We start from the raw sequence: 21242 nt of genomic DNA, 5'->3' as shown, positions 1-21242 counted from the left end.
GTTTATAGAATAGGCAAATTGGCTTAACCGAAGCTTAAACGAGATAAAAAAGTTTTTAAGGTTGTTTTAGGAAAGCGTGGTAAACTGAGTAAGTAATAGATGAAAAAGGAGAAAATCAATGATAAACCTTTTAATAGTAGAAGATGAAGCGACACTTTCAGATAATATAAAAGAAATCTTGTCGGATTTAGGTGAGATCACACAGATCTATGATGGGGAAGAAGGCTTATTTGAAGCAGAAACTGGTGTTTATGATCTAATATTGCTAGACCTGATGCTGCCAGGGAAAAACGGCTACGAAATCTTAGCAGAATTACGAAAAAAAAATATCCAAACCCCTGTGCTGATTCTAACTGCCAAAGATGGCCTAGAAGACAAAATCAATGGATTTCAAAAAGGTGCAGACGATTATTTGACGAAACCTTTTTATCGCGAAGAACTGATTATGCGGGTCAAAGCGTTATTGAAGCGTTCGTTAGGATTGTTTTCTGAGAATCAAATCGTCTATAAAAATATTACCTGCAACCTTGCGACGAAAGAAGTAACCATCGACGATGAGATCCTATCAATTCAAGGAAAAGAATTTGATCTCTTGGTTTATTTCATCCAAAATAAGGGCGTGATTTTAACAAAGGAGCAAATCTTCGATCGGATTTGGGGATTTGATTCCGATACGACCATTACAGTTGTAGAAGTATATATGAGTCACTTAAGAAAACATTTGAAGCCGTCAGGTGCAGATCAGCTCTTTAAAACACTGAGAAATGTCGGCTACATCTTACAAAAGGATTAATGCTATGAATACCGAAATATCAAGAAAACAACGATTAAAATTTTTCTTCTTAAATGTAGCCGCTTTTGCAAGTATCTTCCTATCATTAGGATTTATAACTCTACAACTGCTGCAAAGCTCGGCCTACCGCCAAACAGACCTGTCACTAACTCAAATGGCGGAAAATGAACATCTTATTCAGATGGAAATCAACCGGTACCAACAAAGCAATCCCTTTCTGGCACAAATGCCGGGCGAGCAGCTGAGAGAGAATAGACCAGAAGGCAATAATCAGTTCAATACTCAGATCATTTTATGGTCAAAAGAAGGAACGATTCTCAACAAAGACACGATTGGTGGACGGTTCACTGAACTGGAAAATTTAACCTTAGATAAGAAAAATCTCGATTCTGTTCAAGCATTAAGTTTAAAAAATGCAGGCTATTCTAGCCAAAAACTTTCCTTTCATTCGTATACAATCAAAGCAGATAAAGGAGGAGACATCGCCTATATTCAATTTTTAGCCAATACCAATCAAATCGCAGACTCCATGAAAACCTTCAAGACAACACTGATTATCTGTATGGTCGTTTTTTGGCTGATTTCGATTGGAATAAGCTTTTACATTTCAAAAATGAATATGCAACCCATCATGCTCTCATGGCGCAAACAACAGGAATTTGTTGAAAATGCCTCTCACGAATTACGCACGCCACTAGCAATCATTCAAAACAGCCTGCAGCAATTGTTCACCCGTCCCAATCACACCATCTTGGAAGAGTCTGAACCAATTGCCCAAGCCCTGAATGAAACACGGCGAATGAAAAGCTTGACTGAAGACCTGCTAACCTTGGCACGCAGTGATTCCAATCAGTTGCTTCTGCAGAAAGAATCAGTTAATCCCAAAGAATTTATTCGTCAATTAGCCCAGCCCTTCCAGGAAATCGCAGAAATAAACGATCAATATTTTGTCTTGGAAAACTTTGCCGATCAACCAGTGATAGTCGACGAAAAACGTATCCACCAAGTTCTAGTTATTCTGCTGGACAATGCGCTAAAATACACAGAAGCTAAAGAAAAAATTGTCCTGCAATCTGAAATCTCCAACGATAATTGGCTGATTGAAGTCAAAAACAACGGGCCATCTATTAGCGATGAAGACAAAAGACGAATTTTTGAACGCTTCTACCGCGAAGACCGCTCTCGTTCTAAAGAAACTGGTGGCTATGGTCTTGGTCTCGCAATTGCCAAACAGATCATCACTCAGCATAAAGGCAAACTGTCCGTAAGAGACTGGGAACCTAGAGGAGTCGTTTTTCAAATACAATTGCCAATGAAATAGATGACAAAACGAATAAATTGTGATTAGATGATAGATTTTTATACCTGTATATAATTCCTTCTCTTTTGTTTCTATACTTTGTGTGACTGAGCCAAAACTTGTCTCAGTCTCTCCTAGTATCTCTAAAAACGAATAAACGGTGAAAAAAGACACCTTGAAATCCTTTAGAATTAGTTTAACGGACCAATTCATAGGAGGATTCAAGATGTCTGATACTCAGTTTACCAAACATATCCTAAACATTCTAAACCTGATTATCTATTTCGCGGAAAATTGTTTAACCAAATAAAAAGAACAGAAAAAAGTATTTCTTCTTTCTCTTAGATTCTTCGCATTCTTTCAGTAAGATAAAAGGATTCAGCTTTTAACACTTAGGCAATTTGCAATGTATCAACTTTAAATTGTTCGTCTACGTATTTGGCATAGGTTTTGTGTTTTTGAACAAGCTCAGCGTGTTTTCCTGAACCGGTTACTTTTCCTTTTTCGATAAAGTAGATTTTATCAGCATCCACGATCGTTGATAGACGATGTGCGATCACTAATGTTGTCCGACCTTTCATCAGATTTGCCAAGGCTTGTTGGACTTTTGCTTCTGATTCAGAATCAAGACTTGCTGTTGCTTCATCCAACATCAAGACCTTTGGATCTCTTAAGAACGCTCGAGCGATTGCCAGTCGTTGCCGTTGGCCTCCAGAAATTTTCGTACCACGCTCGCCCACTTCCGTATCTAAACCATTGGGCATCTCTTCCACAAATTGACGTGCATAGGCTAATTCTAACACTTCCCAAAGCTGCTCATCTGTGTAAGTATCCGCTAATCCATAAGTTAAATTATAACGGATCGTTCCTGCCATAATAGCAGAATCTTGGGAAACATAGCCAATTTGACTACGATAATTGGACAACTTGATCTTTTGGATCTCCGTTGTGCCAAATTTGATCGTTCCTGCTGTTGGCTCATAAAAACGTTCTAATAAACTGAATGTAGTCGATTTCCCTCCACCAGAAGGCCCCGCAAAAGCAATGATTTCGTTAGGTTTAGCTTCAAAAGACACATTCGTTAAAATCGGTTCCTCAGGAGCATCACTATAAACAAAGTCCACGTTAGAAACACACAATGTTTTGTTCGATAAATCCACTTCTTCACCAGATTCAAAGTCTTCAGGTACTTCATTCAATAATTCTTGTACACGGCGTGTCGAACCAGCAGCTTTTGCCATTTCAGAAAACAATGTGGCAATCGTTGGCATCGCGCCGATCAGATTGAAGAGATACATGAGAAAACTCATCAATACCCCGATCGTCATCGCTCCAATCGCAATACGATGCATTCCATAAGCTAACAAACCAAAGACCATGCTCATAAAAACCATCATCATGATCGGTTGCATTGCAGCATCAAAGACTGCTTCTTTTTTACCAACGCGAAACAAACGATCGACTTCATTTGCTGCCCGCTCTTGTGCTTGTTGTTCGGCATTCGACGTTTTTACTAAACGAATTTCTGACAACGTTTCTGTTGCGATTCCATTGAAATGACTCATAGCATCTTGACGGATATGACTGATCTTTGAACCAAAGGTCATCACAGGAATCATCAATAGGATAACGACGGGAACAGCAATAACCATGGCTAGCGACATATGCCAATCCATTCTGATCATCATATAAACCGTTCCGATCACGGTAATGATGCTCGCAATCGTTTGTGGAAATGTCACAGCCAACAGCTGTTTTACCTGGGACGTATCATTCGTTACTCGGCTGGACATCTCACCCGCCTTCACCGAATCAAAATAGGTGACTTTCAGTATCGTTAATTTATTCCATAAACGTTTTCGCATATTTTGAATGACGTTTTCGCCAAAAATTCCTAAAACCGTCCCGCCAATCGCTGAAATTACAGCTGAAAAAACGAACATCCCCACGACTCTTCCTAATAAAGCATAATCGATCCCCTCTTGAAAATGATTAACTAAATTAGCCGCCAATTTAGGAACATAAACTTGTACAGCTGATGAACCTGCTAATAGAATCATGCCGATCGCCAGTAAAGGATAGCGCGGTTTTGTTTGTTTGATTAAACCAAGAAATTCTTTCAAAGAAAATCTTGTGTTCGTTTGTTTCATCGAGATACTAACGGGTCTTCCGCCTCCACCTTGTGCCATTATTTTCTACGTCCTTTCTTCCATCCTTCAAAGCCACCGTAATGTCTATCAAATCGTCCATCGAAGGCATCTCGATCAAAGTCACCTCGACCAAAACCACCGAACCCACTACGATCCATCATCTGTTCACGTGCTCTGCCAAAATGCGCACTCATCTTATTGAATCGTTCCCAACGTTGATCATCGCCGAAAACTTCAGCTAATTTTTCTTGAAATTCAGGACGATTGATATTTTCATTCATTCGTTCAAGGTAGGTATTCAATTGTGCTAACTCTTCTTCTGCAAAACCTTTAAATAAGACATCTTTTAATGTTGTACTGATTGAACCACGCTCTTGCAGACTTTCTCGACCTTTATCAGTAATCTTGACCAAAGTCACTCGGGAATCCGTTGCTGATTTTTCCCGCATGACCGTCCCAGCCTCTTCTAATTTTTTGATGATTTGTGTCACACTAGACGGTTTAATATCTAGCACTTCAGCTAATCGTCCTGCCGTCACATCGTCCTCAGCCACTAAAATTTTTAATGTTTCAAAAGCATTGTCTGTCTTTTCTTCCACTTGATAAGCAAAAATCAAAAACGGTTGATGCGCAATCTCTAACAGATTTTCTAAAATTTCATGATTATTCATAAGATGACCTCCAAAATATTTACTTAGTTTATATCGATATCAACAAAATAAATGATAAACTATTTATTTTGTTTGTCAACAAATAAACTAATTAAATAGTTAAAAAAATAGTTAGCCAAAAAAATCTAAAATTGACTAACCCTTGATAAGTGAGTTGGTTTGTTTTTTTCAATACGCATTATCCCTTCTATTTTTTTATTTTCAAACAAAAAAATAGACTCAGTTCTACTTGAATTTTCAAGAAAATAACTAAGTCTATATGCTATAATCATTTGTGACAGTAAAGTTTAATGACGGTGGCTTTCCATTCTGAAAGCGAGGTGGTGCTTATGCACATAATCTCACACTTTAGAGAAAGGAGATGCCTTTTTGTCCGCATACGAGACAATTCAAACCATTCTTGGGTTTGGTATGTTTACCATTTCTTTGATTGGCTTGGTTGTATCTATGCTTAAACATGACAAAAAGAAATAGCCGTCACTTTAGCGAGCAGACTGGCTATTTCTTTTTGAAATATTTAGTTTAATTGCCACCGTCTTTAGCGGTGCTGTCAAAAGGGAACTGTTGACGCAGTTCCTTTTTTCATGTTTATTATAGCATACCTCTATTCTTCTATTCAATAAAAAACAAAAGAACGGTTATTTTTTTAAAGCAATGATCACTAAGTCTATAGGCTTCGATCCTTTGTGACAATATAGTTTAACAACGGTGGCTTTCCATTCTGAAAGCGAGGTGGTGCTTATGCACATAATCTCACACTTTAGAGAAAGGAGATGCCTTTTTGTCCGCATACGAGACAATTCAAACCATTCTTGGGTTTGGTATGTTTACCATTTCTTTGATTGGCTTGGTTGTATCTATGCTTAAACATGACAAAAAGAAATAGCCGTCACTTTAGCGAGACGACTGGCTATTTCTTTTTGAAATACCATTGAATTCGCCACCGTCTTTAGCGGTGCTGTCAAAAGGGAACTGTTGACGCAGTTCCTTTTTGCACGATTATTATAGCATGACTCTATTCTTCTGTTCAATGTTAATTTCTAGCATCTTGATTAAAGATTAAAATTGACTTCTATCAATTCAAATAAACACCAAAAATTCTGATATCAAGGCATTTTTGAGTAAATAGCTTACTAGCAAACCCTAACTGATCACAGTAGTACGATAGTCAAAGAGGATATTTTTAACTAAATTGATTTATCGTATAGTGTGATAGAGGGAACTAGTTCTACTTACTTATGCAATAAAACATATCTAAAGAGTTTTATTTGAAAAAAATATATTGACATTTTATACTTGAATTATCAAATAAAAAGGACGTGAAGATAAATGTCAAATTTAGAACATAAAGAAGAAAAAACTTTAGACAAAATTATTGCTACGGTTAATAAACTGGATAAAGAATTAGACGAACTTGATACGTTATCTGAAAATCCAGAAAAAAAACATAACCTAAAAAAATGGTTAGTTGAACGAAAAGCGATTCATGAAATTAAAAAAATCCTTCATGAAGCTGGTAAATATGAGAAATATGATGAAAAAGAACTTGATAAAGAATTTAAAGAAATTAATGATTTATTACAATAATTGATTTATACGACTCATTTTGAGTCGTTTTTTATTTATAATAAAGCATTCCTTTCAAGAAGATAAAACAAATGAGAGTCATTGTTTAAGTTTAGTTTGTATATAAAGTCTATAGCTATTTTTAAATTCAATATCTGCTATTTTCATTACTTTTTTCATTGCTTCATCTGAAGAGCCAAAATGGTACCTGTTCTTTTCGAATCCATCTTCAACTATCGTGTATCGTTCTTGGTCATAACAAATAAATACATAGCGATCTTTTTTGAATGTAAGAATTTTTAAAGCGAAACAGTTCTTTGACTTAAATGTTTTTTTCAAATATTGTTTTAATTGCTTTTTATAAATCATGTTCATTTTACGGCACTTCTACTTTCTTCATCGACTAGCCATTGATTTTTGTTGAATCGATTAACCAACTTATTTACTTCCTTATCAAATAAAAATTTTTTCAACGTTCGACTAATATAAAAAACTTGCACCTTTTTGCCATCTATTCTAAAAGCAATTCGAAAATCTTCCTTTCCTAAATGGATTTTCATTTCATAAATAGAGTATTTTGCAGATGAATGGACAGGTTTGATGCGATAAAAATTATGTGTCAAATACTCATTCACTTTATATACGATTATTTCTTGATATTTTTTTGATTGATTCTCAGAAAATACATCGGAAAATTCCTTGCTGAACTCTACAGAGTACATAACTATACCTTCTTTGTTAGATGATTTATGTAAAGGATAGAATACAAATACAATAGAATGTCTCATACATCACAATATAATTATAGTTGATAAAACAACCTATTTCTATTCGCATTCATTATAGCAACTATAAAAAATAGCCACCAAAAGACGGCTGAAAAATAGGCTTTTATTTGTAAGTTACCTTACAGACATTAGACTAATCCAACCAATGCCTATCAAAAACATATCATACTTGTTGCATCACTATTTCGTCTATTTTCTCTGGTAGAAAATCGCTGGTAGAAAAGATAAAATAACACAAAAAAAGCGCCTAAAAAGACGCTTTTGGTAGAAAATTGGAAAACTGAGTATTAGAAAGTATGTGAAATAGACTATTTTAAGCTTGATTTTCTCCCAATTTTATTGAGACTTACCAGCTTTTCCGATACATCTTGAACTCTAAGAACAAGTCGTTATAGATTCCTAAAAATTTAGGTCCAAGGTCTTCATAAACTTCTAGATGAGAGATGGTTTCATCAGAGGGATAGAATTGTTCATCTTGGGAAATTTCTTTTGGTAAAAGAGCTTTCGCTTTTTTGTTAGGTGTTGAGTAGCCAATGTATTCAGCATTTTGGGCAGCATTTTCTGGTTTCAACATAAAGTTGATGAAATCATACGCACCTTCTTTGTTCTTGGCTGTTTTCGGCATCACAATATTATCAAACCATAAATTCGAACCTTCTGAAGGGATCACATAATGAAGATGTTCATTTTCAGACATCATATCTGCTGCTTCTCCAGAAAAAGTTACTGCGACGGATGCTTCTTCATTGATCATATACATTTTGATTTCATCAGCTACGATCGCTTTGACATTAGGGGTTAGTTTGTTCAGTTTATCTGCAGCTGCATTCAATTGATCCATCTCTTTGCTGTTCAACGAATAGCCCAAACTGTTCAACGATAGCCCCATCACTTCTCTGGCACCATCGATCAACATCAAACTATCTCTTAATTTCGGTTTCCAAAGATCATTCCAGTGCTGGATTTCCTCTTTATTGAAAACTTTATCATTATATACGATCCCCAAGGTTCCCCAAAAGTATGGAATCGAATAGGTATTTTGGGGATCAAAGTCTAAATCCAAAAAGCGCTCATCAATGTTCGCTAATCCTTTGATCTTGGAATGGTCTAAAGGAAGCACTAATTTTTCTTTGATCATCTTTTGGATCATGTATTCACTAGGAATGGCTATATCATAATTTGTGCCACCTTGTTGGATCTTAGTAAACATGGCTTCATTGGAATCAAACGTTTCATAATTGACCTTATACCCATATTCTTTTTCAAATTTTGTGATCAAGCTAGGATCAACGTAATCGCCCCAATTGTAGATCGTAACGATTTTTGCTCCACTCATTCCGCTTGCTTGTTCTAATTGCCGTACACCAAAGAGCAAGACCAAGATGATCACAACGATACCCACAAACAGTGATTGTAATTTTTTCATCGTAAGCGTGCGACCTCCTCACGTCCTCGGCGATTTTTTCTCAGTTTTTTGGAACGATTTTCTTTACTAATAAAATAATAACCGATCACTAAAACCATCGAAAATAGGAACACTAATGCACTTAACGCATTGATTTCTAAACTGATTCCTTGACGAGCCCGAGAATAGATTTCTACTGACAACGTAGTGAACCCATTCCCTGTTACGAAAAATGTCACCGCAAAATCGTCTAATGAATAAGTAAATGCCATAAAATAGCCTGCAATGATGCCAGGAGATAAGAAAGGTAAAATGATATTTTTTACGACTTGAAAATTATTTGCACCAAGGTCTCTAGCGGCATCAACCATCGAATCATTCATTTCTTGTAATTTAGGTAATACCATCAATACAACGATTGGGATACTAAAGGCAATATGAGAAAGCAAAACACTTTGGAAACCTAATCCAAAGCCTAAAAAAGTAAAGAAAATCAAGAAACTGGCACCAATAATTACATCTGGTGAAACTAATAAAATATTATTCATACTTAGTAATGTCGTTCTTGCTTGACGTTTTTTAGTATAGTAAATCCCCATTGCCCCAAACGTTCCGATAATCGTTGCGATCAGTGCCGATAAAAAGGCTAACATAAAGGTGTTCAATACAATAATGATCAATCGTGTATCTTCAAAAACTGCCTGATAATGGTCCCAAGTAAAACCGGTAAAGTTGTTCATGGTACCACCGTCATTAAAGGAGTAGAAAATCAAATAAAAGATAGGCAAATATAATAGTAGAAAAACAATAAAGAGGTAAAGGTAAGACCACTTAAATTTTTTCATCATGCGCGGCCTCCCTTCTTCTTCTCACCTGTCAGCAACATCACAATAAACATTGCAATAATCAAAATAACTCCGATCGTCGAACCCATCCCCCAATTTTGAGTCACGAGAAAATGTTGTTCAATTGCTGTTCCTAAAGTGATCACACGATTTCCACCAATCAGTCGTGTCAACATGAACAATGACAGTGAAGGAATAAACACTGCTTGAATCCCACTTTTTACACCATTTAATGACAATGGGAATACCACTCGGCGAAATGTTTCAAAATTATTAGCTCCTAGATCACGGCTAGCACTGATTAATGACGGATTCATTTCTTCCAATGCATTGAATATCGGCATAATCATAAATGGAATCTCGATATAAGTTGCCACAAATAAAAAACTAAAATCGGTAAACAAAATTTGTCTTGGAGCAATCCCTAAAAATTCAAAAAATTGATTCACACTTCCATGGATACTAAAAATACCAATAAACGCATAAGCTTTTAGTAATAAATTCACCCATGTTGGTAAGATGATCAGCATCAACCACAACTGTTTATGTTTTAATTTAGTTAAAAAATAAGCAGTCGGATAGCTGATGATTAATGTAAAAAAGGTAATCAAAAAGGCATACCAAACAGAATTTAACGCCATGAAAAGATTCGTTCTAGACGTCAAAAAAGTAGCATAATTATTTAAAGTAAAGTGTCCATTCATATCAAAAAAAGATTGGTAAATGATCATCAAAACTGGTGCGATCACGAATAGACCAAGCCAGAGTACATAAGGAACAGAGTAGATTCTACGCATTGCTTTCATTGACTATTCCTCCTTACTCTTCATAACTATCAAGTCGTGCATCAAATTCTTCTTCTGATTCATTAAAACGCATGACATGGATATCTTCTGGATCAAAGGCTAGACCAACTTTGCTACCCTCTTTTGCTTTTTTCGTGGAATGAACCGTCCATTCATTTTGTTGCTCATCGTAACAGACAATTTCATAGTGGACCCCACGAAACAGTTGCGTGTCAACAGTCACAACCAGTTTTCCCTTATCAGGGGTAGTAATCGTTAAATCTTCAGGGCGCAAGACGACTTCAACTGGTTCATTGGGACGCATTCCACCATCAACACATTCAAATCGTTTGCCAACAAACTCTACAAGATTATCGTCGATCATCACACCATCAACGATATTGCTTTCACCCACAAAATCAGCCACAAAATGATTGATCGGTTCATCGTAGATATCGACAGGTGTTCCACTCTGCACGATTTTCCCCTTATTCATCACAAAGATTTCATCGCTCATCGCTAAAGCTTCTTCTTGGTCATGTGTCACAAAAATAAATGTAATTCCCAAACGTTGTTGCAGCTCTCTTAATTCATACTGCATATCCGTTCGCAGCTTTAGATCCAGCGCAGACAGAGGTTCATCTAACAACAATACTTTAGGTTCATTAACGATAGCTCGCGCGATAGCCACACGTTGTCTTTGTCCACCAGACATTTCGCTAATTTCTCGATTTTCGTACCCAGGAAGTTGCACCATGCGAAGTGCATCTTTGACTTTTTTCTCAATATCGACTTTATTCATTTTTTTGATTTTCAATCCAAAAGCGACATTGTCGAATACATTCATATGAGGAAATAAGGCGTAATCTTGGAAAACCGTATTTACTTGCCGTTTATTAGCTGGCACATCATTTAATCGTTTTCCCTCAAAATACATTTCGCCTTCAGTAGCATCTGTGAAACCAGCAATAATTCGTAAAATCGTTGTTTTTCCACAACCCGAAGGACCTAATAAGGTATAAAATTTCCCTTGTTCGATCTCAAAACTCACTTTTTTCAAAATCGTTTCATCATCATAGCGTTTGACCACCTGATCAAATGAAATAATTGGTTTTCCCACTTTTTAACCCCCTAAAATTACAAGTACGATTCAGTAGCGACAATCAATGCCCTCGTACGTTTTGATTGATGATTCTTCAATTGGTGGTGCTTTGTTGCTTGGTAATAGATCGATTGACCTGCTTTGGCAATATATCGCTCTTCACCTAAGCTTAACTCTAATTCCCCCTCTAACACAAAAATAAACGTTTCTGATAAAGAAGGTTCAAATAATTTATACTCTCCTGCTTCATTGAATGTCAGTAAAACAGGTTCCATTTCTTTTTCATTCGAATCAGAGACCAACCATTCAAGTTGATAACCATTTTCTTCATCTAAATAAACGGTATGATCTTCTTTAGAATAAACCACTTGTAGATTCACTGTTTCTTGATGGAAAAATTCTTCAGGGGAAACACCTAATACTTCAAGAATCGAAAAAAATGTTTCCATGGATGGCGAACTCAAGTCACGTTCTAATTGAGAGATATAGCCTTTTGATAAATCCGTACGTTCACCTAATTCTTCTTGTGTCAAATTTTTCTGGATACGTAAATTTCTTAACTTCTCACCTATTTCCATCTCATTCCTCCTCTATGAAGTTTTCTAATAGTAAACATCAAGTTTACTCTCACTCGTACTAGTATACAAATTTTGATCAAAAACACAACCCTTTTTATTTTAAATTTCACGAAAAACATCTTTTTTATTTGAAAAAATAAGTTTCACTTTTTTTAGACACTAATCATCAGCGAATCACCATAAAATAGATTGATTTATGGTATGATAAAAGAAAAATTTTGAGAGGAGTTCTGTTTTTACATGAATAAATTTAAAGCGTTTCAAGTAAATAATGTTCCGCATTTTCATACTTCGATCATTGACCAGGAAATGCCTCTTTTATCAGCGAATGAAGTGTTGGTCAAAGTTGCTTATTCTGATGTTAACTATAAAGATGCACTAGCTAGTAGTGAATCTGGTGGTGTCATCCGCTCTTATCCTATGACACTTGGGATTGATCTTTCAGGAACCGTTGTCGAAAGTCGAGATGAACGTTTCAAAACAGATGATTCTGTTCTCCTAACTGGTTATGGCTTGGGCGTCACTCAACCTGGAGGCTATAGCCAATACCAGAAAGTTTCTGGTGATTGGTTGATCCCACTTCCGAAAACCTTGTCACTTCGTCAGGCAATGGTATTAGGAACTGCTGGCTTTACTGCACTTTTATGCGTGAACGCCCTCATATCAAAAGGGATGAAATCGAGTGACCGTATTGTTGTAACTGGAGCATCTGGCGGGGTAGGCAGTACCGCTGTAACAATTTTAAAAAAATTGGGTTTTACTTCGATCATCGCTCTTTCACGCAAAAAAGAATCGGTGGAATGGCTGAAAAAATTAGGGGCGAATGAAGTCCTATCCCCAAATGAATTTCTTCCTGAAAAGACAAAACCTTTAGGAAAGCAACAAATCGATTATGTCATTGATACGGTTGGTGGTGACTTATTGACCCAACTCCTTCCTTTGATCGCCTATGATGGTGCTGCGGCATTATGTGGAAATGCTGGAGGAATCCAATTGACCACTACTGTATTACCGTTCATTTTGCGCAATATCCAGTTGATCGGTATCGATTCAGTCAATGTTCCGCATGAAAAACGTTTCTCCTTATGGCAACAATTAGCTGATCTTGCTATTGCTGATGATCTTTTCGTTAAAGAAATCGCCTTGGAGGAATTGCCCGAAGTGATTCAACGATTGTTAGCTGGGCAACATCAGGGAAGAACACTAGTTAATGTAGGTGAAATGAAATGAAGATATTGATTACGGCTGGTGGCACAAGCGAAAAAATTGATCAAGTCCGTTCAATCACAAATCATTCGACTGGGCAGTTAGGTAAAAAGATTGCTGAAACATTGGTAACTGATTCAACAGTAACGATCGACTATGTCACGACAAACAGTGCTGTCAAGCCAACGTCACAGGACAATATTCGCTTTCATCTAATCGAGTCCACTCAAGATTTATTTGAAACTTTGGAAAGATTACTGACAAGTGACTCTTATGATGCCATCATCCATAGTATGGCAGTGAGCGATTTCACTCCTGCTTTTAGCCTATCTGAAGAACAATTGGCACAGAGCATTGACCAAACACCGCTAACGCCAGAACACCTTTCTTCATGGTTCCGAGACCATGAAATAAATCCTAATAAAGCTGAAAAAATCTCTTCTGACACAGAACACTTGTTAATTGCCTTGAAAAAAACGCCTAAGATCATCAGCTATCTAAGAAAATGGCAACCAGAAGCAACCATCATCGGCTTTAAGTTATTAGTCGATGTTTCAAAAACAGAACTTTTAGCAGTCGCCAAAAAAAGCATCATGAAGAATCAGGTAGACTACATCCTCGCGAATGATCTGACACAAATCGACGGAACAAACCATCACGGCTATCTATTAGGGGCAGACGGAACAATCAAAGAAGCACAATCCAAGGAAGAAATTGCTAAATTATTAGCATCGGTTATAATAGAACCAGTTTCCTTTAACCAATGAAACGCTGAAAAGAATTCTCTGATTTATTTCTTAAAACACAAAAGTTAAGCTTGATTTTAGCAGGGAATGAAAGGAGTAAACAATTATGAAAAAAATTCTATTGGGGGTTACTGGCAGTATCTCTGCTTATAAAAGTGCGGATATTACCAATCAACTCGTGAAACTTGGCTACCAAGTAGACGTGATCATGACAGAAAGCAGCACTCACTTCATCACGCCACTTACGTTACAATCCTTATCAAAACGTGCCGTCCATACCGATGTCATGCAAGAAAAAGAACCTTCAGTGATTAATCACATCGAACTGGCAAAACAAGCAGACTTGTTCTTGATTGCTCCTGCTACGGCTAATCTTATCGGTAAATTAGCAAATGGATTAGCAGATGATCTGCTCTCAACAGTCGCAATGGCACTCCCTGCAGATACTCCGAAGTTGATTGCTCCTGCAATGAATACAAATATGTATCAACATCCACTCAATCAAAGGAATTTAAATACGTTAAAATCAATCGGCTATCAAGAAATCGAGCCAAGAGAGTCGTTGTTGGCTTGTGGTGATTTTGGCAAAGGTGCTTTAGCTGATACCCAAATAATCATTGATCAAACGGTACAATTGATTAATGAAAGAAACGCTTAATATAAAAGGAGTCATTATGAAAAACACACGTACTTTTGCTTTGACTGCTATGTTTTTAGCAATCATGATTTTATTAGCGGTCACACCGCTTGGGTTTATTCCTATTGGTCCAATCAACGCTACGACCATGCATATCCCAGTGATCATTGCATCAATCGTTTTAGGCCCACGTTTAGGTGGCTTTCTAGGAGGGACATTCGGCTTGATTAGTATGATTCGTAGTACGGTCATTCAAACGCCTTTATCATTCGTCTTCTCCCCATTCATCCCAGTGATTGGCACAGACCACGGAAGTTTGAAAGCATTATTGATTGCTTTTATTCCAAGGATATTGATTGGTGTTGTTCCCTACTTTGTCTATAAAGGAATACTACGGCTAAGTAAAAACAAGTTTCAAGGTGTTTCTTTGTTTCTAGCAGGCTTAGCTGGTTCTTTCGTGAATACGATCCTAGTGATGAATATGATCTATTTCTTATTCCAACAAGATTATGCTCAAGTGGTCGGAAAAAGTATCCATGCGTTATATACTGCTATTTTAGCTGTTATCTTTACGAGTGGTGTTCCAGAAGGAATCATCGCTGGAATTGCTACAGTCGCTGTTGGTAGTGTCTTGCTTCGTTTGATGCATGCGACACCCCAACCTAAATAAGACAATTAGCTGATAGCGAACATGATCTTCTTTGAATCAAAACATCCATCCCAATTTTTGTTGAAATTGGTAGATGGATGTTTTTTACTTAAAAATCATCAACAGTATGAAAGCTTCTACTCCTTGGAGCAAGCCTGAATTTGTCCCATCTAAGTTCCCCATGCTGTTTATTATCCTATCCACGGCGTTCTCAGAGCTGACCTTCGGAAATAAGCCTGAATTTTTCAAAATATGTGAAGCTATTTTAAAAAATTCTTTCTTATTGTCTTCGGAGCTATCGATGCTTTCATAACCTCTTTCTCGCATTTTTTTTGTTTAGTGTTATGATTGATAGTGATTATTATAAGAAAGGATGATTAAAATGAAAATTTTTGTTGTAGGTGCTAATGGCCAAATTGGTCGGCATTTAATCAAAGACCTTGCAACTACTAGACATCAAGTGACAGCAGGTGTACGCGAGGTTGCAACACAATCTTTAGTAAAAAAAGATAATGTCACTTATGTTTCTTTCGATCTTACTTGGACAATTGAAGAAATGGCAGATGCTTTTAAAGGTTGTGATCTCGTTATTTTTGTTGCGGGTTCGCAAGGGAAAAACTTATTGCAGATCGACTTAGACGGTGCGATCAAGACAATGATAGCGGCCGAATCAGCACATGTTTCTCGCTACTTTATGATTAGTGCTGTTTTTGCCGAGGATCGCAGTAAATGGCCAGATTCTATGATTGATTACTACATTACGAAACATTATGCTGATGAGTGGCTGAAACAACAAACAACTTTAGATTATGTAATCATCCAGCCAGTGTCATTAACAAATGAAGAAGTCACTACAGTCCAACTGGCAAAACCAACAGAAGCCACTGCTAAAACCGTCTCTCGTCAAACAGTAGCTGCTGTTTTGACAGCTTTAGTGGAACAACCAACTATAACTAAAACAACGCTAGTACTATCTGAAGGAACGCAGGAAATTTCAACTGCGTTGCAACAAATAGTCGAGGAGGAATAAAAAATGCGAGCCATCACGATCAAACATCCCGGTTCTGCCGAAGTACTACAAGAGATCGATGCACCAAAACCAATAGCGGAAAAAGGACAATTACTCATAAAAGTCCACACAGCGGCAATCAATCGAACGGACATCATGCGTCGAGAAACAACGAATCAACAGACTCCTTACCCGATTCTTGGCGTAGAAGTAGCTGGAGAAGTGGTTGAAAACCGAAGTGATAACCCAGATTTTGTACCAGGTACAAGGGTATGTGGGTTAGTCAATTTAGGCGGTTATGCCGAGTACGCAGTGATGCCAGCTGACCGTGCAATTTTACTGCCCGATACATTGGATAATGTTGCAGCGGCTGGTATTGCAGAAGTTTTTCTAACAGCTTACCAAACACTCTATTGGCTAGGAAATTTACAAGAAGGTGAAACTGTTTTGATCCACGCTGGAGCGAGCGGTGTGGGAACGGCAGCCATCCAACTAGCAAAACAACTTACTAAGGCAACCGTCATCGTCACTGCTGGTTCATCAGAAAAACTAGCTTTTTGTCAAAAACTTGGTGCAGATGAACAGATCAATTACAAAACACAGGATTTTTCAACCGAAGTAGCAAGAATTACCAATGGAAAAGGTGTCGACGTCATCTTAGATTTCATCGGAGCTTCTTATTGGGAGAAAAATTTAGCTTCTATTGCTATTGATGGACGTTGGGTATTGATCGGAATGTTAGGTGGAACAATTGTACCAGAGATTGATTTAGCTACCTTGATCACCAAACGAATCCAATTGATCGGCACTTTGTTGACTCCTCGAAGTGATCAGTACAAAGCTCAATTGACTCAAGAATTTATGCAAGTAGTTGGACCTTATCTAGCTGACCAACGAGTCAAACCAATTATTGATCGTACCTTTACATTGGCGCAAGTCCAAGAAGCTCATGAATATATGGAAGCGAATAAGAATATCGGAAAGATTATTTTGACGATAACAGAATAACCAACTTTTAAATGCAAATAGCAATCAAAAAAAACCCGTAGAATCTCAAAAATAGGAGCAACTATTTTTGGATTCTACGGCTTTTTTTATTTAGCTAGTTTATTATGACTGCTTTATTTCTTTCTGTTTAATAGATGCGACTAATTGATTTTCCTTTTTTATTCGTAGATAGAGACAGAGACTATAAGGAAGAATAAAAATAATGAGTGTCACATAGGCGTGAAAAAGAAGCACGACTCCAATCAATTCAGGTAAAATATTTAAAAAATAATTGGGGTGCTTGACCCGTTGGAACAACCAATGTTCAATCAATTGATGATCTGGTTCAAAGATCAATTTCACTGACCAATATTTTCCTAATAATTTCATGACCCAAAAGAGCATGATAAACAAAAATAGGATGAGACAAAATCCAATCCAGCTGACCCAATTAATTTGTGTTTTTTGAATGCTTCCCTCAAAGAAAGCAGAAAAATAAAACAGCGTATGTAAGATAGCTAACCATTTCGTAGTTGTTTTTCCATACTCAATCGCTCCTTCATGTAATAATTGGTTCGCATGCTTACTTGAAATTTTTAATACATACAATCGTACGAATGCGATTATCAAAAAGAAATAATATAATTGTTGACTCATTCGTTTCACTCGTTTCTATTTTTATTTATTATCATCTGGAACGACCTGCAAAAGTCACTTATTTTCTATCAAATAATCATTTATTCAAAGTAAAGGAGTAGAACCATGATCGCATGTTCTTCACAGTTTGATAAAAGTATAGGAGAAAACTAACTTTTAACATGCTAGTTTTCTCCTAATTGACCGTCCATTTACTTTATATTTACGTTCTTAATTTTCACTGACGAATTTTGCTGCCTGTTGTCCAGCTTGTCGTCCAAAGATAATAATTTCAGCAACCGAATTACCACCAATCCGATTGTTCCCGTGTAGCCCCCCAGTTACTTCACCAGCAGCATACAAACCAGTGATCGGTTGATTTTCTTTATTCAACACTTCTGTCTTCGTATTGATTTTCACGCCACCCATTGTGTAGTGGATACCTGGGGCAATTTTGATCGCATAGTATTTAGGTTCTGTCAGCCCATTATCCATCGCTGTCGTCCGATTAAAAGCGTCATCCTTTTGAGCATCGACTGCTTTATTCCAGTATTCAAGTGTTTGAGCCAAATTGTCTGCAGGCACATTTACTTTTTCAGCTAATTCTGCCAGATCATCTCCTGAAGTCACGTAACCCTTTTGCTCATAGAAATCAATTGCTTTTGCTCGATCTCTTACTCCTTGATCAAAAATCAAATAAGCAGATTTTTCCGGTAAAGCTGTAATAGCTGCGGAAACTTTGTCTCTTGTATCTAATTCATTCACAAATCGTTGTCCTTCTTGGTTGACTAAAATAGCCCCCTCACCTCGAACAGCTTCACCAATCAAGACGCCTTCATCTTGTTGGACTGTTGGATGTATCTGGATTTTATCCATGTCGACCGTTTGACCACCTAGTTTTTCAATCATCGTGATTCCATCACCGGTTGAGCCTACTTGGTTAGTAGTGACATAGCCTGCTAAATCAGGACGGTATTTTTCAATCACTTCTTGATTGGCACCATACCCGCCAGTTGTCACTACAATTGCGTTCCCTTTGATTTCCTTTGGCTCTTCGCCTTGGACTTGTACAGTCACCTCATTGACTTTACCACTATTTTCTTTGATATCAGTTACATCTGTATTCACAAAAATAGGAATTTTACGTTCATGTACATTTTTTAACAATCCGTCAACTAAGTAACCACCGATAGCTGAGCCATCTGAAGGTCGGTGGGTTCTTTTTTCACTCATTCCCCCAGTAATTGTTAAATTATCCAATTTGATTCCATTTTGATCCAACCAATCAATCGCAGCGGCTGAATGATCAACGAAGTAGTGGAGTAATTCTTGATCATTGGTGCCACCTCCGCCTTTTAATGTTTCTTCGTAGAACGCTTCATTGGAGTCATTGATTCCGTCAGCTTGTTGGAATTTAGTGGCTGATGCATTCATTCCACTTGAAGATTTTAAGGTATTCCCACCTGCTACTGGCATTTTTTCAAAGATGACTGGGTTCAATCCAGCATCTTTTGCTTCAATCGCAGCTGTCATCCCTGCTCCACCTGCACCAACAATGATAATATCATAAGAGTCTTTCATTTCAGCTGGGTTGGTATACGTTTGTTCCGATGCACCTGAAGATACCTCTGTTTTTTCAGATGATTTCGTGCTTGTCGTCGTTTTTTCTTTTGAATCTGCACTACAAGCTCCCATTGTTAAAACTGATGTAATAACCACCAAACTTTTTAGCACTTTTTTCATTCTTTTCCTCCTAAATTTTAGTACTCCTTTATTTTAAGTGAAAAAATTCACAATTCCAACTATTTTTTTATTCTTTTTATCAATAAACAATGACTTTTTCATCTAGCATCTCTAGATAACTACTTTTGCTATTTTTTGTTGGCTGTTTTCTTATTCATTTAGGCGTTTTGGTACAAATAATTTTGGTTTGCGCTTTTACCCTAGTATAATCTTTACTATAGATAAAGGGGTTATTTTATGAACTATCTGAAAATGTTTTTTATGAATGGTACCAAAACCGCTGGAAGAATTACCCATGCGTTTTATATTCTTCTACGGGTCATCGTTACAGTAATGTTAGTCGATCAAATTTTTCAGCAAAACATGGGAAATACTTTTCTCTTATTGCTAACTCTAGTTTTATTTGAAATTCCTTATCTTCTAGAAAAAATGTTAAAGATCGAAATCCCGAATATGTTAGAAATCATTATTATTTCATTTATTTTTAGTTCAACTGTTTTAGGAGAATTAAGTGACTTTTACGGGTATTTCTCAATGTGGGATACTATCTTACATGCTTTAACTGGTTTTTTAGCTGGTGGGGTTGGTTTTTCACTTGTCTACTTACTGAACAAAAACACGAAAACAATGAATCTAACACCATTATTGTTAGCTATCGTTTCATTTTGTTTTTCAATGACAGTCGGTGTGATGTGGGAATTTGTTGAATTTTCAGCTGATCATATATTTCAACTGGACATGCAAAAAGATAGCCTTGTCCAACAAATCAATAGTGTGGAGTTAAGTAAAGATGGCAATACTGTCCACTCGATCCCTAATATCGAGCAAACCATCGTGGAATATAAAGATTCAGCTGGAAATACAGAAAAATATGTGATTTCTGGTGGTTATCTTGACATAGGGATTATTGACACGATGAAAGACCTATTCGTCAATTTTATTGGAGCCTTGACGTTTAGTATCTTTGGATATCTTTATAGTCAGAATGATTATCGGAAGTTTACTTTTATCCGTAACTTCATCCCCAGAAAAAAGAGAGAATCACGAACTGAAAGAAGAAAAGCATCTTCGAAATAAACAAAATTTTATCGTCAATTATTCTTTATGTGATCCTATCGGTAACTTTAGAAACTAGTATAAGAAAAATAGTCTACTATTAAAAGCCTGGGACAAGAACGTCCTAGGCTTTTTTGATGAGTATAAAAACAAATAAAGTGTGTTCAGGAATTGTACTACTTACACTTATTAAAGAGATCAGATAAACCAGCTAGCAGTGGTTCCACGCTTCAGGGGATATTTATTGAAAAAATGGTCCAAAAGCGATAGGCGTCGAAGCTAATCCTCGACCTAATTCTTGTTCAAATCGCCCTATCGTAGAAATTTTTAAATAAAAAGCTGCGACTGGTGGTGTCAATTGACTCTTGATCGCTAAAGGGCGTAGTTGATATTCCAGATCTTTCATTACTCTTGGAAAATATTCTTGTTTTTCTAGTTTGTTTTTAGCCTCGATTAATGATACTCTTTCCCTTTCTTTGACTTCTTTATTAAGAATCAAGTCGTATAATTCTACTATAATTTGATTGATTTCTTCTGTTTTCTTCATGATATCGCTCCCTTTAATATCATTTGGCACATCTTTCTCAAAG

Annotated in this window: 24 protein-coding genes; 12 read left to right on the top strand and 12 right to left on the bottom strand. The window is 36.8% G+C overall.

Going from position 1 to position 21242, the window contains the following annotated elements:
* Positions 1–118 precede the first annotated feature (118 nt).
* Positions 119–793, top strand: coding sequence for a response regulator transcription factor (locus IGJ27_RS03210; protein ID WP_096709316.1), 675 nt, complete (start codon positions 119–121; stop codon positions 791–793).
* A gap of 4 nt (positions 794–797) precedes the next feature.
* The gene (locus tag IGJ27_RS03205; RefSeq protein ID WP_438791686.1) at positions 798–2114 is read left to right on the top strand and encodes a sensor histidine kinase; all 1317 of its coding nucleotides are present in this window, start codon (positions 798–800) and stop codon (positions 2112–2114) included.
* A 371-nt stretch (positions 2115–2485) separates the two neighbouring features.
* Here the strand turns inward: IGJ27_RS03205 and IGJ27_RS03200 are convergent, their stop codons facing one another.
* Complete coding sequence (locus tag IGJ27_RS03200; protein WP_178306119.1) at positions 2486–4282, bottom strand: ABC transporter ATP-binding protein; 1797 nt, start codon at positions 4280–4282, stop codon at positions 2486–2488.
* The gene (locus tag IGJ27_RS03195; RefSeq protein ID WP_178306120.1) at positions 4282–4914 is read right to left on the bottom strand and encodes a MarR family winged helix-turn-helix transcriptional regulator; all 633 of its coding nucleotides are present in this window, start codon (positions 4912–4914) and stop codon (positions 4282–4284) included. Before IGJ27_RS03195 ends, IGJ27_RS03200 begins: the two co-directional genes overlap by 1 nt.
* A gap of 369 nt (positions 4915–5283) precedes the next feature.
* Between IGJ27_RS03195 and IGJ27_RS03190 the strand changes: the two genes are divergently transcribed.
* The 3 genes from IGJ27_RS03190 to IGJ27_RS03180 all read left to right on the top strand — a co-directional run bounded on the left by IGJ27_RS03190 (position 5284) and on the right by IGJ27_RS03180 (position 6501).
* On the top strand, positions 5284–5388 hold the full coding sequence (locus IGJ27_RS03190; protein WP_014834224.1) for a putative holin-like toxin: 105 nt from the start codon (positions 5284–5286) through the stop codon (positions 5386–5388).
* A 307-nt stretch (positions 5389–5695) separates the two neighbouring features.
* Positions 5696–5800 (top strand): putative holin-like toxin, encoded by a 105-nt coding sequence (locus IGJ27_RS03185; RefSeq protein WP_014834224.1) that lies wholly within the window; start codon positions 5696–5698, stop codon positions 5798–5800.
* A gap of 443 nt (positions 5801–6243) precedes the next feature.
* Positions 6244–6501, top strand: a complete 258-nt coding sequence (locus IGJ27_RS03180) for a hypothetical protein (RefSeq protein WP_010738287.1) — start codon at positions 6244–6246, stop codon at positions 6499–6501.
* Between the two features lie 78 nt (positions 6502–6579).
* Here IGJ27_RS03180 and IGJ27_RS03175 read toward each other — a convergent pair whose 3' ends face one another.
* The 7 genes from IGJ27_RS03175 to IGJ27_RS03145 form a co-directional block, all read right to left on the bottom strand.
* Complete coding sequence (locus IGJ27_RS03175) at positions 6580–6855, bottom strand: hypothetical protein (protein ID WP_053766137.1); 276 nt, start codon at positions 6853–6855, stop codon at positions 6580–6582.
* The gene (locus IGJ27_RS03170; protein ID WP_010738289.1) at positions 6852–7202 is read right to left on the bottom strand and encodes a type II toxin-antitoxin system RelE family toxin; all 351 of its coding nucleotides are present in this window, start codon (positions 7200–7202) and stop codon (positions 6852–6854) included. The genes IGJ27_RS03175 and IGJ27_RS03170 overlap by 4 nt, the downstream gene beginning before the upstream one ends.
* Before the next feature lie 412 nt (positions 7203–7614).
* Positions 7615–8694, bottom strand: a complete 1080-nt coding sequence (locus IGJ27_RS03165) for an ABC transporter substrate-binding protein (RefSeq protein WP_053766139.1) — start codon at positions 8692–8694, stop codon at positions 7615–7617.
* Complete coding sequence (locus tag IGJ27_RS03160; protein WP_010719841.1) at positions 8691–9518, bottom strand: ABC transporter permease; 828 nt, start codon at positions 9516–9518, stop codon at positions 8691–8693. Before IGJ27_RS03160 ends, IGJ27_RS03165 begins: the two co-directional genes overlap by 4 nt.
* The gene (locus IGJ27_RS03155) at positions 9518–10324 is read right to left on the bottom strand and encodes an ABC transporter permease (protein ID WP_010719842.1); all 807 of its coding nucleotides are present in this window, start codon (positions 10322–10324) and stop codon (positions 9518–9520) included. Before IGJ27_RS03155 ends, IGJ27_RS03160 begins: the two co-directional genes overlap by 1 nt.
* Before the next feature lie 13 nt (positions 10325–10337).
* Complete coding sequence (locus IGJ27_RS03150) at positions 10338–11423, bottom strand: ABC transporter ATP-binding protein (protein WP_010719843.1); 1086 nt, start codon at positions 11421–11423, stop codon at positions 10338–10340.
* Positions 11424–11440: 17 nt separating this feature from the next.
* A complete protein-coding gene (locus IGJ27_RS03145) occupies positions 11441–11983 on the bottom strand; it encodes a helix-turn-helix domain-containing protein (RefSeq protein ID WP_010719844.1) in 543 nt (180 codons plus the stop codon).
* Between the two features lie 240 nt (positions 11984–12223).
* Between IGJ27_RS03145 and IGJ27_RS03140 the strand changes: the two genes are divergently transcribed.
* The 6 genes from IGJ27_RS03140 to IGJ27_RS03115 all read left to right on the top strand — a co-directional run bounded on the left by IGJ27_RS03140 (position 12224) and on the right by IGJ27_RS03115 (position 17238).
* A complete protein-coding gene (locus IGJ27_RS03140; protein ID WP_178306121.1) occupies positions 12224–13213 on the top strand; it encodes an acrylyl-CoA reductase family protein in 990 nt (329 codons plus the stop codon).
* Positions 13210–13956: a phosphopantothenate--cysteine ligase gene (locus IGJ27_RS03135; protein WP_034699795.1), complete on the top strand. Its 747-nt coding sequence runs from the start codon at positions 13210–13212 to the stop codon at positions 13954–13956. The genes IGJ27_RS03140 and IGJ27_RS03135 overlap by 4 nt, the downstream gene beginning before the upstream one ends.
* Positions 13957–14041: 85 nt before the next feature.
* Positions 14042–14593, top strand: a complete 552-nt coding sequence (coaC, locus tag IGJ27_RS03130) for a phosphopantothenoylcysteine decarboxylase (protein WP_178306122.1) — start codon at positions 14042–14044, stop codon at positions 14591–14593.
* Positions 14594–14609: 16 nt separating this feature from the next.
* The gene (locus tag IGJ27_RS03125; RefSeq protein ID WP_010719848.1) at positions 14610–15242 is read left to right on the top strand and encodes an ECF transporter S component; all 633 of its coding nucleotides are present in this window, start codon (positions 14610–14612) and stop codon (positions 15240–15242) included.
* Positions 15243–15603: 361 nt separating this feature from the next.
* Complete coding sequence (locus tag IGJ27_RS03120; protein WP_010719849.1) at positions 15604–16251, top strand: SDR family oxidoreductase; 648 nt, start codon at positions 15604–15606, stop codon at positions 16249–16251.
* Positions 16252–16254: 3 nt separating this feature from the next.
* On the top strand, positions 16255–17238 hold the full coding sequence (locus IGJ27_RS03115) for an NAD(P)H-quinone oxidoreductase (RefSeq protein ID WP_010738295.1): 984 nt from the start codon (positions 16255–16257) through the stop codon (positions 17236–17238).
* A 102-nt stretch (positions 17239–17340) separates the two neighbouring features.
* Here IGJ27_RS03115 and IGJ27_RS03110 read toward each other — a convergent pair whose 3' ends face one another.
* Positions 17341–17874 carry an isoprenylcysteine carboxyl methyltransferase family protein gene (locus IGJ27_RS03110; RefSeq protein WP_178306123.1) on the bottom strand — a complete coding sequence of 178 codons (534 nt, stop codon included), beginning with the start codon at positions 17872–17874 and terminating at the stop codon, positions 17341–17343.
* A gap of 210 nt (positions 17875–18084) precedes the next feature.
* Positions 18085–19596, bottom strand: coding sequence for a flavocytochrome c (locus IGJ27_RS03105; RefSeq protein ID WP_178306124.1), 1512 nt, complete (start codon positions 19594–19596; stop codon positions 18085–18087).
* 237 nt (positions 19597–19833) lie between these two features.
* Between IGJ27_RS03105 and IGJ27_RS03100 the strand changes: the two genes are divergently transcribed.
* On the top strand, positions 19834–20673 hold the full coding sequence (locus IGJ27_RS03100; protein WP_096709323.1) for a hypothetical protein: 840 nt from the start codon (positions 19834–19836) through the stop codon (positions 20671–20673).
* A 220-nt stretch (positions 20674–20893) separates the two neighbouring features.
* Here IGJ27_RS03100 and IGJ27_RS03095 read toward each other — a convergent pair whose 3' ends face one another.
* The gene (locus IGJ27_RS03095) at positions 20894–21199 is read right to left on the bottom strand and encodes a bacteriocin immunity protein (RefSeq protein WP_010738298.1); all 306 of its coding nucleotides are present in this window, start codon (positions 21197–21199) and stop codon (positions 20894–20896) included.
* Between the last annotated feature and the right edge of the window lie 43 nt (positions 21200–21242).

The sequence above is a fragment of the Enterococcus sp. DIV1726a genome (assembly GCF_051710985.1).
GTDB classification, from domain to species: Bacteria; Bacillota; Bacilli; order Lactobacillales; family Enterococcaceae; genus Enterococcus_B; species Enterococcus_B hirae.
This window is presented reverse-complemented; position numbering and strand designations above follow the sequence as displayed.